Raw genomic sequence first — 14,665 nt, forward strand, 5'->3', positions numbered from 1 at the left:
ATTACACCTTTTTAAAGAACATGAAACCGATATAGCGTTTTTGCTCTATGTGAAGAAGCATTCCTTGATTAGTTTCTTTCGTCTGTTGTAATTCCAGACGGCAGCCATCAATCTCTATTGGCCCTTGCTCAACCAGCCGTGAAAGGTCGATGAGGAATTCATCTGTACGAAATCCACTTTCGTTCTTCCCGAGACGTTGCGTGATATTGCGAATAGGAATGGTTGAGCCATCTGATAGTTTATCTTTCTTTAGTATTGCCAAATATTGGGATAGGAGCTTTTTAATAAACTTTTTGCCATCAAAAGTTCGCTCAAAAATCCTCTTGTGTTCTCGTTGTACAACCTCAACTATAGCTCCTATGTCAGCAGGGAATTTAACCATTTTTGATGATTCATAGTTAGACAAGCTTGCTGTTTTTTTATGGTCATCTATATCAAGCTGAAAGAATCCTTTCTCAAACTTGTAGCGGGGATGACGACTGTCTTGATCTAACTGTAAGCTAGTCGCCTGACAAGCTTTTTCTAAATAGGCTGGAAACCGATGTGGCTTAAGCTCTTGGGCCCGCTCTTTGGCTACCCGATAAATATCATCCATTAGGGAAACTTCCGAGGACTGATCAACCCTCATCTTCTCTATAAGGTGCTTATGCTTATCCAATAAATCCAGGCAGTGCAGCGGCCACTGTTTGTGGAGGAACCGGTTAAGGTTGTCCCAGAGCTTGCAAAGGCGTTCTACTTCCTCAGCCTGCGCTTTGATGTCTTTTTCTCTCTGGGTGGTGGAGGCTGCTTGTTCTCTGGCTTGGTCTAAAATTTTTTCAGGGAAAGGATTTATTTCAACCATAGGTAAATTTTACAAAATAGACGTGCAATATGCTGTATTATATAACTTGAGGCTAACTTTGACTCTGCAAAATCTCTCTAATTCTTTGCCGAAACAAACGCACAGCCGCACGCTGTCCGACTGTTCTGCTTTGTTCGATGAAACCGGGAATTTCGGCAACGGGTAAAAAGGGAAAAGCTAAACTGCGATCGCACATTTCATATTTCCCATCTAAACGAGGGGATTGGAGGCTCTGCCTCGCGGGAATAAGGAGGCAGAGCCTCCGGATCTGCGTTCCTAGGCAGAGCCTAGAAACGAGGGGAATTACATCTCGCGTAGTTAATTAACTGTACAAACTCGCCACATATTCGCCGTAACCGTTATAGGGCAAAGTCGGGCGAGTTTCCCACGACCAACTGTTACCGGGGCCGACTATCCGTTCGCTGGCCTGCGACCATCTGGGGTGCGGTTTGTCGGGTTCCACATTTGCTTCAAAGGCGTATTCGTTGGGGCCGATTGTATTCCAAAAAGTGGCGGGCTGTTGTTCGACAAATTCAATTTTTACGATCGACTTTGCGCCCTTAAAACCGTACTTCCAAGGAATCACTTGCCGCAGAGGCGCACCATTTTGCTTAGGTAGCCTTCGGCCATACAAGCCTGTGGCAAAAAATGCTAAATCGTTTGCCATTTCTTCAATTCGCAGACCTTCGGTATAAGGCCAAGGATAAAATTGCGACATCAAACCGGGGCCGGGAGTTATTTCCCGATCGTAAAATGAGGTAAAGCGAACGAATTTAGCCTTCGATTGCGGTTCGACATCAGCCATCAGTAATTTCATGGGAAATCCGACCCAAGGAACTACCATCGCCCAGGCTTCTACACAGCGAAATCGATAAACTCGTTCTTCGATAGGAAATTTTTTGTAGAGGTCGTCAATATCATAAGTACGGGGATTTTTTACTAAACCGCCTACTTCTACTTTCCAGTTTTCTGTTGGCAAAGCTTGAGCGGCTTGCCAAATTGATTTTGTGCCGCCGTATTCGTAAAAATTGTTGTATTTTGTAGCTAAGCCTTCGTCGGTAATCGCTCGATCGACTTTTGCAAAGTCGGGATTCCGGCTCAATTCCGAATATGCTTGGGTTGAGCTTTGATCCAGAGCAGTTTTTGAGCTAGGATTGCTTTGGCAGCCGGTCAGCGGCAGCAGCGAAGCTGTCACGCCGGCGCCAATTAAATTTGTCATGAACCGGCGGCGGTTGAGAAAGGCTGTTTCTGGGGTAATTTGGGGTTGGAGAATTTCCCAAGGTTTGGGAACGCGAATTAACGGCATAAGTAATAGTTAAAAGTTAGTAGTTAGTTGGGAAAAAATTGCCTAAGTTTTAATCGGTTAGTCGATTTGACATGGGAAATTGGAACTTTTAGATTCACTCCATAGAACAAAGAATCGCGGATATTTGGCAAGCTCTCGCGATTGATTTGGTGCGATCGCAATGCAAGTATTCGCAATGACAGTATAGCTTAATTCGGTAACAACTGAGATATTGCACCATCCTAAAGAACAGGCTTTCCGGCCTGTTCCACAAAGAATGATTTTCTTGTGGGGAGTAGGGGTTGGGCAGGAGATCCCGCCCGTATGCTCGACCTATTAAACCTCGCTCGCAGGAAAGTCAGCAATTATTTACGCGCGATCGACGGCAGCAATTGTGGCGAAAATCTGGGAAACAATTATGATCAAGCAAAGATTCCAATTAATTATTTAATTTGTCCACAGGAAGCGGCACGCACCGCCCCGCTTTCCTCCCCCATCAGCAATAATGTCGGACGGGGGTCTCCAGCGGAAAGACAAATGAGTTACTGCATCAATCCCCATTGCCAGAATCCCCAAAATCTCGATCGCGCGACAGTCTGCAAAAGTTGCGAGTCGAACTTGCTGCTAAAAGGCCGCTACCGAGTCTTTCACACCCTCGGTCAAAGTCTCACTTGCCGCACCTTCTTAGCCGTCGATGAAGACCAACCTTCGCAGCCCCGTTGCGTCATTCAACAGTTCTGCGCGCCCGCAGGCACAGCGGACGGTCAAAACCCCCTAAACCGGACATTTCGCGGCTCAGCCTCTGTTCTCGACGAGTTGGGGAAACATCCGCAAATACCGAAACTGCTGGCATCTTTTGAACTCGAAGGCTGCCAGTATTTAGTGCAAGAATACATCGAAGGCCGCAATTTAGCCGATCGGCTTTCAGAAAAAGGTGTTGTTAAAGAAATTCAAATTTGGTATCTGCTGAGCGAATTGTTGCCAGTCCTGCAATTTGTTCACGAAAATCAACTGATTCACGGAGATATCAAACCGTCGAATATTATTCACCGGAAAACTCCCCAAGCATCCCCAGCTTTGGCAGGGAAAGAGGATCTACATTCCGTGTCTCAGGAAAGTGCCTCTGGGCTAGTTTTAGTCGATTTCGGCGCGGCAATTCCGGCAAACAGCGGGCCGCTCAAAACCGAAACGGTGACAGGTTCTGCGGAATACGCGGCCCCGGAACAAATTAAAGGCAAAGCGATTAAGAGCAGCGATATCTACAGTTTGGGCGTCACTTGCATTCACTTGTTAACGGGAATGTCGCCCTTTGATTTGTTTGACATCAAAGCCGAAAGTTGGACTTGGAGACATTATTTGAAAGTACCAGTTTCGGCGCGACTCGGCCGCATTCTGGATAAAATGGTGCAGCGAGAACCATCAAAACGCTATCGATCGACCGAGGCAATTCTCACAGACATGAAATACGGCCCGGCACCGGTAGACGTGATTCTCAGCAAACCCAAGTGGACTTTGGCCATGTGGGGAGCAACTACGGTTGCCCTGCTTTCCGTAGTGCTGGGTGTTCGCTTGCCCTCTCCTGCACCGCAGGCTTTCACTTCTGGTGAGCCAGCTTCTAGCATTCCCGAAATTCGGTTCAATCCGCCCCCGATGCAGAATTTCAGGGGTGAGGCATCGCCGTCAGGGCCTGCTGTACGGACTCTGGCGGATCAACACAAAAACCCGGTTTGGGCGGTAGCAGTTGCTCCCCAGGGCCGCGTGATCGTCAGCGGGAATAACGACGGCACAATTCACCTGCTGCACAAGCGTCACGGCAAGCTGCTAAAGGTTTTAGCAGGGCATTTGGGGCCGGTGTGGTCGGTGGCAGTCAGTCCCGACGGCAGGACGATCGCCAGCGGTGGCGTTGACGGTACGATTAAATTGTGGAATTTCTATTCTGGCAGGTTAATTCAGACTTTGGACGGACACCAAAACGGCGTGTTCTCGGTGGTTTTCAGTCCCGATAGCCAGGCCGTGGCCAGTGTCGGTAAGGACAAAACTTTGAAGTTGTGGCAAGTCGAAGGCGGGGCCGAGTTGGAAACTCTCAACGGGGTTTTTGACGAGGTGCAGTCGGTGGCTTTCAGTCCCGATCGAGAAACTTTGGCGATCGGCAGCAGCGACGGTAAAATCAACCTGTGGAACTGGCAGACTGGGGAATTTAAAGAAACTCTTTGGGGTCATTCCGAGGCGGTTTGGTCTCTGGCCATCAGCCCGGACGGTCAAACTCTCGCCAGCGGCAGTTGGGACAAGACGGTGAAGCTGTGGGATATCAGCCCCAATAATCACTCCGGGCAGCCCAACGGTTCTCTGCTACGGACTTTAATCGGCCATTCCGACAAGGTTAAGTCCTTGGCTTTCAGTCCCGACGGAGACAAGCTTGCCAGCGCCGATTTGAGCGGCACTATTAAGCTGTGGCGGATGAGTCCTGGCGAGCGGTGGCAGATGAGTCCCGCCGACACGGTGGGCACGCTGAAGGGTCATTCTACCTGGGTGGATTTGGCTTTTAATCCTCAAGACAAAACTCTGATCAGTGGCAGTTTTGACGACACGATTAAGGTGTGGCGACTGTCTCCTTAATTTTTTCGATCGCCCGTTCGATCAATTTTTGAACAGTTAGGGCGATCGAACATTTAGCTAATTTATCAGGAAATTGGGTTTAAAACCCCGTCCTTCTAGGGCGGCTTTAATTTCTTAAATCCCTTCCTAAAAATCAGGAATTGCTGCTATTTGTAGTATACTAAAATAGTCAAGGTTAAACTCGCAATACCCTCGTGAAACAGTTAAGACACACTTTTAGGTATAAACCGGGGGACGCAGAGCGGCGAAAACTCGCCATACAGCTAAAGGATCAACGCATCCTTAAACCAGTAAAAACAAAAAACCAGTAAAAACAAACAATTTCTTGATTTGTTAAGTAGGGTAGGGCATACCCAAACTCGCTTGCTTGTATCCTAGTACGCTTTTGGAGATAGACCCTCTGGGGTAACAGTGAATTAGACTCGTCAATTTGTACTATTGTACTGTTGAAAGGTTTAAGGACTGCCGCAAGGACATGGTGCTTAAAGGTCAGTCGATGAATTAAGAATCCCCACGCCTTTAGGCTGGGGAGTGTCAACTTGCTTTAATCGGGGTTCCCTGAAACCTCTATTCTACGGTTTGTAATCAAAAACTGTCCGAACAGTTGCAGGACTTACGCACAGCCTCAATATATAGTGTTTTGTAGGCAAACCCCCCGTGGTTGCCCGATATAGTGTTTTGTAGGGGCAAACCCCCCGTGGTTGCCCCCATACCTGGAATGATTGCGTAAGTCCTATGTTGGTACAAAAACAAATTTAAAATCTCAAATAGTCAGAATATCCCTAGAAAAGGCGGTTGCTAACTAACACTTGTGGTAAAGTAGTTTCGGCTGTTAAAATAAAATCTATGACCGCAAATTCGGAGTTAGCACAGCAGTATTTGTCAGCGGGTGATAGCCTTCAGAAATCAGGAAAGCTTGAGGAGGCGATCGCTCAATATCAAAAATTACTAGCCATTCAACCGGATAGTCCGATCGCACTCAACAAGATAGCAGAAATTTATTATACGCAACAGAAATATGTAGAGGCGATCGCCTCCTGTTACCAAGCACTTCGCCAGCAACCCAATTTCGCCGCCGCCTACAAAACTATAGGGAATATCCTGCAAGCCCAAGGCAAAATAGACGCGGCGATTCGCGCCTACTCCAAGGCGATAGAATTCGACCCTAAATTTGTCGAAGCATATGTTAATTTGGGCAGTATGTTTTACAAACAAGGTCAGCTCGATGACGCCATAACTTATTATCAAAAATCTATTGCTCTTCAACCAGATTTAGCCGTCGCTTATTGGAATTTAGGCAAAAGTTTGGAAGAGCAAGGTCGAATCAATGAAGGTTTATTTTATCAAAAAAAAGCTCTAAATTTACAGCCGGAGTTAGAAGCAAGAAGCAATTCAGTAAAAAATAACACTTACTGAAGAGGAATGTTATAGTCGGAATAATTCAATCATTCACGATGCAAGCTGGATCGACATGGAAATTAACCCGAATCCGCTGGAATTGCTAACGGCTAAAGTACGAGAAACTGTTGCCGATACCCAAAACTTAGCCAACGAAATCGCTGCTAAAGTTGAGGAAAGTGCAACTGTATTAACGGCGTGGGTACAATCAGCGCCAAGTTCAATGGTTAGTGCCGGGGCGATCACCACTCAAGAAGCTTTTAAAATAGCACATAACATCCGTTTTGAGAACCTGCCAAGAAATCTGCAATCCAAATTTGCTAGGGCTGGGGTGCGTGACGGAATGCGAGATATTCAAGAAGCAGCAAAAGTATTTGAATCCATACCCGCCCAAATTCGTGCCCAAGGCCCAGAAGCAATTCGCAACTTCTGTCAAGATAAAGATTGGAGTCACATCCAAGCGCACGTCAATGGAGGCGGAAGCGAAGCTACTAACGGGATTTTTGAATATTTTTGGGTGAATCGTGCTCGCGGTGGTGTAGACATGACTGCCGCAGAATTAGCAGTCGCTAAGCAAGTTTTAGCGGATGCAGCGTTTAAAGCAGCAGTTGCGGAAATCGTTGGGGCTGCAATGAAAGGGGCGATCGCAGCAGCAGTAATTGAGTTAATATTTTCTATCTTAGAAAATTCGCTATTGTGCGTTGAAGGGAAAATTACCCAGTCAGAGTTAGTCGAACAAGTCGCCACCGCCACCGCCAAAGCTGGCATTGCTGGTGGTGTTATTACTGGCATTCTGTTAACACTGTGCATGATATTTCCCCCCATTGCTGCGCTTTTAGGTGCCGCAGCGATGCCCTTGGCGGTTGCAGGTATTGGTTTTATGGGAATTCGCGCCTGGGAAATTTTTTGTCACGGCGATCGACTATTTGGTATTACTGAACAAGCACAAAAATTTCTGGGACTGACTGAACAGTTGACAGTTGACTGTTGACTGTTATGATACCCGAATCAAACCGTTTATGAAGCGCGGATTGAAGGCTCTATTCATGATAGTTATTTATGTCCGCGCTTTTGGGTGGCGGTTGCTTGTAGCATCATTTTCAAATGATATCAATTCCGGTTATATCGGAATATTAAACCACAGAGGGCACAGAGGACACAGAGAAAGAGAAGAGAGAGAGATAATGATTCCGATGTCAACGGATTTGATATGATTGGGAAATATAAATAGTATGGATTCAATAGAAAAAACTCAAGATCAGCAGCATCCGCAATACAAGCGCGATCGAGCCAGTGTCAATACTTTATTAGCAGGAGAAGCAACCGACTACAATTTATCGGAATTAGCAAGATTAATAATTCGCTACCGAGGCTTTCCAGGCGCTAGAGATATTCAATCAGACTTAAAAAAAGTCCTGCAAAAATGGAATCATACCGAAGAAACTCTTTACGAACAAACCCGTAAGATTCACGCTACAGGTGAGGTTTACAGGCGACAAAAAAGCGATCAAGAAGATTGGCTTTAATCTCAAATATACCTTAAATACCTCCTTTATCTCTTACGTGAGAAAGGCTATCTTACCAAAGCTTAGAAGTGAACTAGCGATGGAAATTAATGAGTAATTTTAGGCCTCGGAGCCGGTGCACCTCGCAGCATTCCTTCTGTACTGAGGTCTTCATCAATTTCTTCCCAGTGAATGCCATAGCCTCCTCCACATACTTCCCATTTTTCCCTTTGATCGGGCGTTGCATGAAACAATCTTGGATACCAAATTAAAGGGACGGTAATGATTCGTCCATCCATCAAATCAACACTAATGGTTTCTTCTGTAAAATGAATGTGTTTAACTCTCTCGTCCGCTCGAATCGCCAAAATACCCATACCAAGCCTCCAATAGCGTTTGTTTATTTTCTTGTACTACCGACTGTATTTTACGAAGTTCTTTAGCACTAAAACCAAGGTTGTTTCCTAAACTGACCGAAAGCATCCAGGATACCCGCCACGTGATTCATCCATCCAGAAATAAAAAACGTGTATCCGATGAAACTTGCCGAACGTATTTATCCGTGGGGTCAAGGCTTCAATCTAAAATCTAAAATCTAAAATCTAAAATCGATTGACTGGCTCCAACCAAAATTTAACCGATGATTTGTCTCTGTCAATATGAACATGAGGTGGTTCATTTGGTTCATGGCTGTAAAAGTAAAGTCGGTAAAAACTGAGATACTGAGATATTGCACCATTCTCAATTAGCTTTTTAGGAACAGGCAAGATGCCTGTTCCACAAGAAAATTTATCTTTTGTGGAACAGGCATCTTGCCTGTTCCTGACAATTGTTGGCATAATTCCAGGTTATACAATATTTCAATGCAAATATCTGTATTTGGTCTTCTTATATTCTTCTTCCATGACACGGGTGATGTAAAATCAACTTCCAGGAAGAGCCTGGAAGCAACAGTCAACAGTCAACTGTTAACAGTCAACTGTCAACAGTCAACAGTCAACAGTCAACAGTTAACTATTTTCAAACCATCTCTGGCGAAACTTGCATTGCCGGCTGCGGCTGGAACTGGAACAGCGAATAAACCACATTGCGGCGGATATCCGTCATCATGTCCAAAAACAGCTCGTAACCTTCAGTTTTGTACTCGATCAGCGGGTCTTTCTGCCCGTAACCGCGCAGCCCTACAGACTCGCGCAAAGCATCCATTTGCTGCAAGTGTTCCCGCCACAAAGTATCAATTTGCTGCAAAATAAAGAATCGTTCCGCATCTCGCATTAATTCAGCTCGGATTGCATTAACTTCCGCTTCTTTAATGTCGTAAGCATTGCGGACTTGTTCGTGCAGGAATGTTTTAATTTCCTCAACGGACAAATCTTCTAGCTGATCCGGCGTCATGTCAGCGAGCAGATAAACAAATTCCTTCACCTTGCTCACAAGTTTGTCGAGTTCCCATTCTTCCGAAGGTAAATCGGGATTGATGTATGCTCCCACGATGTCATCCATCGTCTGTTCGGCATATCTAATTACCTGTTCTTTGGAGTCCAAACCTTCCAATACTCGGCGACGTTCCGCATAGATTGCTCGACGCTGATTGTTCATCACTTCGTCGTATTCAAATACCTGCTTGCGGATATCGTAATAGTAGGTTTCGACTTTTTTCTGAGCGCCTTCGAGGGAACGAGTCAGCATTCCAGATTCGATCGGCATATCTTCCTCAACACCGAAAGCCTTCATCAAACCGGCCACCCGTTCGCCGCCGAAAATCCTGAGCAAATTGTCTTCCAAACTCAAGAAAAACCGCGTTGAACCGGGGTCTCCTTGGCGTCCCGCCCGGCCGCGCAACTGATTGTCGATCCGGCGCGATTCGTGGCGTTCGGTACCGATGACGTGCAAGCCTCCCAACTGCACGACTTCATCGTGTTCGGTGCTGGTAAAAGCATCGTACTCCTTGCGAGTTAAATTGTAAGCTTCCCGCAATTTTTGAATTACCGGGTCTTTTGTCGGCGCTTTTTCCGAAGCTATAGCCACGATATCATCGGCTTGCAATTCCGTGAGCGATCGCGCGCCGTACTCCTTCACCGCCAATTCCACCGCCGCCACGAGCATTTGTTCGGCATTTTTCGATAGCTGCGTCGGGAAAATCTGCGCCGAAGCTTTCCAAGACTTTACCTTTTTCTTAGTCGGATCAAAACCTTGAGGTGCGGGGCGGCCACCAATACCCGGCACTTGCACCACCGAAAACCCGTCATCATCCTCGGGTTGCACGATGCGGGGCATAAAATACTCCCGCAACTTGAGGCGCGCCATGTACTCAGAATTACCGCCCAAAATAATATCTGTACCGCGTCCCGCCATGTTTGTGGCGATCGTCACAGCGCCTTTGCGTCCGGCTTGAGCGATAATTTCTGATTCCCGCTCCACATTTTCCGGTTTAGCATTAAGCAAATTGTGAGGAATTTTCCTCTCCAGCAGCAGCCGCGACAGCAACTCCGACTTTTCTACGCTTGTCGTACCCACCAGCACCGGCCGACCCACCTCGTGCATTTCCGCGCATTCTTGGGCGATCGCATTCCACTTCCCAGCCTCCGCCTTGTAAACCATATCCGAAAGGTCTGTGCGGCTGGTAATCCGGTTAGTGGGAATCAGCGTCACTTCCAGTTTGTAAATCTTCTCAAACTCCGTCTCTTCAGTCTTCGCCGTCCCAGTCATCCCCGACAGCTTCGGATAAAGCAAAAAGAAATTCTGATAGGTAATCGTCGCCAGTGTCTGAGTTTCCGGCTGAATTTCCGCCCGTTCCTTGGCTTCGATCGCCTGGTGCAAACCGTCACTCCAGCGCCGTCCCGGCATCACCCGGCCGGTAAACTCATCCACAATCACGACTTCGCGATCGGGAGTGACGATGTAGTTAATATCCTTAATAAACAATTCCTTGGCCTTAATCGCATTAAAAATGTAATGCGCCCAAGGGTCAGCCGGGTCGTACAAATCCGTAACACCCAACAACCGCTCAGCTTCACCAAACCCTTCATCGGTCAATAGCACATTCCGAGCCTTTTCATCAACCTCGTAATGTTCTTCATTTTCCTTTCTCAGAGCAGCAGCTACCTCAGCCGCCCGTATATACTTCTCACTGGGGCGTTCCACCTGGCCGGAAATAATTAAAGGCGTCCGTGCTTCATCAATCAGCACCGAGTCAACCTCGTCAATCACGCAGAAATTAAAAGGACGCTGCACAACGTCTTCCATGACCGTAGCCATGTTGTCGCGCAAATAATCAAAGCCGACTTCGCTGTTAGTCGCGTAGGTAATGTCGCAGTTATAATTTTTCTTTCGTTCCACCTGATCCATGCCCTGCTGAATCAGTCCCACAGTCAATCCCAGGAAGCGGTGCACTTGCCCCATCCATTCCGCGTCCCGCCTTGCGAGATAATCGTTGACGGTGATGATGTGTACGCCTTTACCGTTGAGGGCGTTGAGGTAAGCCGGCAGCGTCGCCACGAGAGTTTTGCCCTCACCGGTTTTCATTTCGGCAATTTGGCCTTTGTGCAGGATAATGCCGCCGAGGAGTTGGACATCAAAGTGGCGCATTCCTAAAACCCGTTGTCCCGCTTCCCGCACCACTGCAAAAGCCTCCGGCAAGATTTCGTCTAGGATCTCTTTCTCTTCGTTGAGAGATTTAGCTTTTGCCAGACGTTCTTGAAACTCCGCCGTTTTGCCTCTGAGGCCGTCGTCTGAGAGTGCGCGGAAGTCTTCTTCCAAAATATTGATATCAGCTACCCAAGGCTGAAATTTTCTCAGTTTGCGCGCGTTGGGATCGCCTAGCAGATTTTTAAACATGGCAGGAGAGGCAGATTTTTAATAATTTAGCTATTAGCTTTCAGGGTTACGGGCTGTAGTGTTAGCCACAACATATACCCTCCCCGATTGTAGCAACCATTGGCTGTCCTGGGCCGTGGCTGCGGTCGATCGCTCGATTTTGGATTTTGGATTTTGGATTTTGGATTGAAGTTGGTGAAGGTGGGTAGCGATCGCCACTCACGTATCGGTGCTTATTGACAATTGCAGAGCATAACAGGCTTTCCGGCCTGTTCCACAATAGATTAATGTTTTTGTAGGATTAATTTCCGCAACAGGCTGGACGGCCTGTTCCACAAGAGGTTCATGTTTTTGTGGCATTAATTTAAGCAACAGGCTGGACGGCCTGTTCCACAAGAGAGATTAATGTTTTTGTGGGGTGGGCATCTTGCCCGCCCCGATCGCCCTTATTGAAAATGCTCTCACATCTGAACCCAGATTAATCCTAGTTTTAAACAGGCCTGGGCACTTCGTAAGTCAAAAAGTCGTAAGCCATTTTCGTATTCGGAAAAATTGCCTGCGCTTCCTTGAGCAAATCATCCAGGACGATCGCATTCCCCGGAGCGTAACGCGGGCTAAAATGCGTCATAATTAACTGTTTCGCCCCAGCCGTCAAAGCCACTTGAGCCGCCATTGTCGAAGTTGAATGCAGGCGATCGAAGGCCATTTGAGCATCTTGATGGGCAAAAGTAGCTTCATGCACCAACAAATCAGCATCCTTCGCCAATTCCACCGCCCCGTCACAAAAAACCGTGTCGGTACAATAAACAAACTTGCGCCCGACTTGATCTGGGCCGCAAAAATCCGTACCTTTAAACTGCCGCCCGTCCTCTAACTTTACCGTCTTTCCTTGTTTTAACTCGCCGTAAATTGGCCCGGAAGGAATGCCCGCAGCCTTCGCTTTTTCTACATCAAAATGTCCCGCACGATCTTTCTCAGTTACTCGATAACCAAAAGCAGTAACTCGGTGCTTCAAAGGGCCGCAGCTAACAATATATTCGTCATCTTCATAGATGACTCCCTCGTGAATTTTGTGTACCTTAACCGGGTAAGAAAAATGAGTTTGAGAATAACGAACGCCAGCTTGCAAATATTCTTCAAGTCCCGGAGGCCCGTAAAGATCGATGCGCTTGACATTCCCCGCCAAACCGCAGCTAGCCAGCAAACCCATTAAGCCGAAAATATGGTCGCCGTGCAGGTGAGTGATGAAAATGCGGCTCAGTTGGCTGACTTTGAGATCGCTGCGGAGAAACTGGTGCTGAGTTCCTTCGCCACAGTCAAACAGCCAGAGTTCCGCTCGCTGGGGCAACCGGAGGGCGATGCTGGAAACGTTGCGCGATCGCGTGGGTACGCCGGAGCTAGTTCCGAGAAATGTAATCTGCAAGAGTCAAATCACCTCAATTAAGTCTTAAAAAATATGTTACATATATCCAGAGTGCGGCTGATCCGACATACAGGAAATAGTCGCAGCCAGGAACCGGGATAAATCGCTGTTCCTGCGAACATCTAGTTGCTAAAATCATTTTCGACAAGCGCACAGAGCGATCAACCCAATTCTAACGTTTTCTTTCTTCCGTTCCCCTTCCTTTTTCCCTTGCCTTGCCTTCCCTTAAAAATTCTTAAACTCATACAGCACAGGAGGAAAATTTTCAAATGCAGTCAGGAGTATTTTTTGGTTCCGTTTTTTCGACATTAAAAAAACGCTACTTTTGGATTTCGCTGTTGTTTTGGCTGGTAATGGTAGCCCCAGCACAGGCCGCGCTGATCTTGCGAGTTGCGGTACAAGACGGGGCAAGTCAGATAAAAATCGGCAGTTCTACAAAGGCTGCAATCCGCGACGGTAGCGGGCGCAATTTGGGCGAACTGCCGGCAAACAGTTCTCAGTCAGCTCAATTTCGATCGGGAACAGTGGCAATTGGTCGCTGGGCCGCCAACCAAGTTTGGATCGAGCCGACGGGGAACGGTTATGTCTGGATTGGCGATCGTTGGTATCGGGGACGCACGCTTCTAGTTCCCCAAAAAGGAGGCTTGACTGCCATCAACTACGTCAATATCGAACAATATCTCTACAGCGTTCTCGGCGCCGAGATGAGTGGCAATTGGCCTCAAGAGGCTTTGAAAGCCCAAGCAGTCGCCGCCCGTTCCTACGCTATCCACCAGCGCCTCAAAAGCGAAACCGACCTTTACGACGTGGACAGCACTCAGTATTCCCAAGTTTACAAAGGACTGCAAACAGAATCTTCTGGCACTTATTCCGCAGTCGATGCAACCGCCGGTCAAGTTCTGGCCTACAACGGTCAGATTATTTTAGCCGCTTTCCACTCTGCCTCTGGGGGACATACTGAAAATGTCGAGGATGTTTGGACGGAACCTCTGCCTTACCTGCGTGCTGTTCCTGACTTCGACCAAGGGGCCCCGGTTTACCAATGGAAAGAAAATTTTTCCCGGGCTCAAATCAGCAATAGGATTTCTGGCGTGGGTAATGTGATCTCGATGAAGCCAGAACGCACTACCGCTCACGGCAGCGTTTTGAAGATGAAAGTAGTTGGAGATGGCGGTTCTAGGGTCATGACTGGCGCAGATTTACGCCGGGTTCTAAATTTGAGGAGTACCCGGTTTACCGTGATTCCTCAGTATGGGGGCGGTGGGAACCCAAGGAACAGCGGCCAAGCTCCTACCGGTTTTCAAGTTGCTGGCAAAGGTTTCGGTCACGCTGTAGGAATGAGTCAGTGGGGGGCCTACAATTTGGCCAGACAGGGATACGGCTACCAGCAGATTTTGTTGCACTATTACCGAGGTGCTACTTTGGCTAGAATTGCAGTCCAGTAACTGCTGGGAATGGGGAAGAAGGAAGAAGTTCGGCAACGGATTATGTAACGGATGTAACGGATATAACGGATGTCAGTCCGAGGGAAGAAGGAAGAAGGAAGAAGGAAGAACGGAAAAACAACTATTGCTGTATCTCTGACTTCCGTGTCCTGAATACAAGGAATTGGGAACTTGTACGGCCCTTCGACTACGCTCAGGAACCGCGTAGTGGCAGGTCAGGAACCGCGTAGCCGAAGTATGGGAAATTGGCAATGACTAATGACTAATGACTAATGACTAATGACTAATGACTAATGACTAATGACTAATGACTACTGACTAATGACTACTGACTAA

At 47.3% G+C, this 14,665-nt stretch carries 13 protein-coding genes; 5 read left to right on the top strand and 8 right to left on the bottom strand.

Features of this window, described 5'->3' with window-relative positions:
• Position 1: 1 nt before the first annotated feature.
• From QT990_RS29980 to msrP, 3 genes are all read right to left on the bottom strand, one after another.
• Positions 2-841 (bottom strand): hypothetical protein, encoded by an 840-nt coding sequence (locus QT990_RS29980; protein ID WP_333145469.1) that lies wholly within the window; start codon positions 839-841, stop codon positions 2-4.
• Between the two features lie 52 nt (positions 842-893).
• Positions 894-1,037: a hypothetical protein gene (locus tag QT990_RS29985; RefSeq protein WP_333145467.1), complete on the bottom strand. Its 144-nt coding sequence runs from the start codon at positions 1,035-1,037 to the stop codon at positions 894-896.
• A 126-nt stretch (positions 1,038-1,163) separates the two neighbouring features.
• A complete protein-coding gene (gene msrP, locus QT990_RS29990; protein WP_333145464.1) occupies positions 1,164-2,147 on the bottom strand; it encodes a protein-methionine-sulfoxide reductase catalytic subunit MsrP in 984 nt (327 codons plus the stop codon).
• A 303-nt stretch (positions 2,148-2,450) separates the two neighbouring features.
• On the opposite strand from msrP, the gene QT990_RS29995 reads away from it, so the two are divergent.
• The 4 genes from QT990_RS29995 to QT990_RS30010 all read left to right on the top strand — a co-directional run bounded on the left by QT990_RS29995 (position 2,451) and on the right by QT990_RS30010 (position 7,666).
• Entirely contained in the window at positions 2,451-4,742 is a 2,292-nt protein-coding gene (locus QT990_RS29995; protein WP_333145462.1) for a serine/threonine-protein kinase, read from the top strand.
• A gap of 846 nt (positions 4,743-5,588) precedes the next feature.
• Complete coding sequence (locus QT990_RS30000) at positions 5,589-6,158, top strand: tetratricopeptide repeat protein (RefSeq protein ID WP_333145459.1); 570 nt, start codon at positions 5,589-5,591, stop codon at positions 6,156-6,158.
• Positions 6,159-6,213: 55 nt separating this feature from the next.
• The gene (locus tag QT990_RS30005; RefSeq protein WP_333145456.1) at positions 6,214-7,131 is read left to right on the top strand and encodes a hypothetical protein; all 918 of its coding nucleotides are present in this window, start codon (positions 6,214-6,216) and stop codon (positions 7,129-7,131) included.
• A gap of 241 nt (positions 7,132-7,372) precedes the next feature.
• Positions 7,373-7,666: a DUF3288 family protein gene (locus tag QT990_RS30010; protein WP_333145453.1), complete on the top strand. Its 294-nt coding sequence runs from the start codon at positions 7,373-7,375 to the stop codon at positions 7,664-7,666.
• A gap of 86 nt (positions 7,667-7,752) precedes the next feature.
• Here the strand turns inward: QT990_RS30010 and QT990_RS30015 are convergent, their stop codons facing one another.
• From QT990_RS30015 to QT990_RS30035, 5 genes are all read right to left on the bottom strand, one after another.
• A complete protein-coding gene (locus QT990_RS30015; RefSeq protein ID WP_333108088.1) occupies positions 7,753-8,022 on the bottom strand; it encodes a DUF2442 domain-containing protein in 270 nt (89 codons plus the stop codon).
• Positions 7,985-8,128: a DUF4160 domain-containing protein gene (locus QT990_RS30020; protein ID WP_333145451.1), complete on the bottom strand. Its 144-nt coding sequence runs from the start codon at positions 8,126-8,128 to the stop codon at positions 7,985-7,987. Before QT990_RS30020 ends, QT990_RS30015 begins: the two co-directional genes overlap by 38 nt.
• A 119-nt stretch (positions 8,129-8,247) precedes the next feature.
• Positions 8,248-8,484, bottom strand: coding sequence for a DUF4160 domain-containing protein (locus QT990_RS30025; RefSeq protein ID WP_333108090.1), 237 nt, complete (start codon positions 8,482-8,484; stop codon positions 8,248-8,250).
• A gap of 181 nt (positions 8,485-8,665) precedes the next feature.
• Positions 8,666-11,482, bottom strand: a complete 2,817-nt coding sequence (secA, locus tag QT990_RS30030; protein ID WP_333145444.1) for a preprotein translocase subunit SecA — start codon at positions 11,480-11,482, stop codon at positions 8,666-8,668.
• Positions 11,483-11,951: 469 nt separating this feature from the next.
• Positions 11,952-12,884 carry a ribonuclease Z gene (locus QT990_RS30035; protein ID WP_333145443.1) on the bottom strand — a complete coding sequence of 311 codons (933 nt, stop codon included), beginning with the start codon at positions 12,882-12,884 and terminating at the stop codon, positions 11,952-11,954.
• A gap of 269 nt (positions 12,885-13,153) precedes the next feature.
• Between QT990_RS30035 and QT990_RS30040 the strand changes: the two genes are divergently transcribed.
• Complete coding sequence (locus QT990_RS30040) at positions 13,154-14,329, top strand: SpoIID/LytB domain-containing protein (RefSeq protein WP_333145442.1); 1,176 nt, start codon at positions 13,154-13,156, stop codon at positions 14,327-14,329.
• The last annotated feature ends 336 nt before the right edge of the window (positions 14,330-14,665 follow it).

It is taken from the genome of Microcoleus sp. T3_B1 (assembly GCF_036700445.1).
In the GTDB taxonomy this organism is placed as follows: Bacteria; Cyanobacteriota; Cyanobacteriia; order Cyanobacteriales; family Microcoleaceae; genus Microcoleus.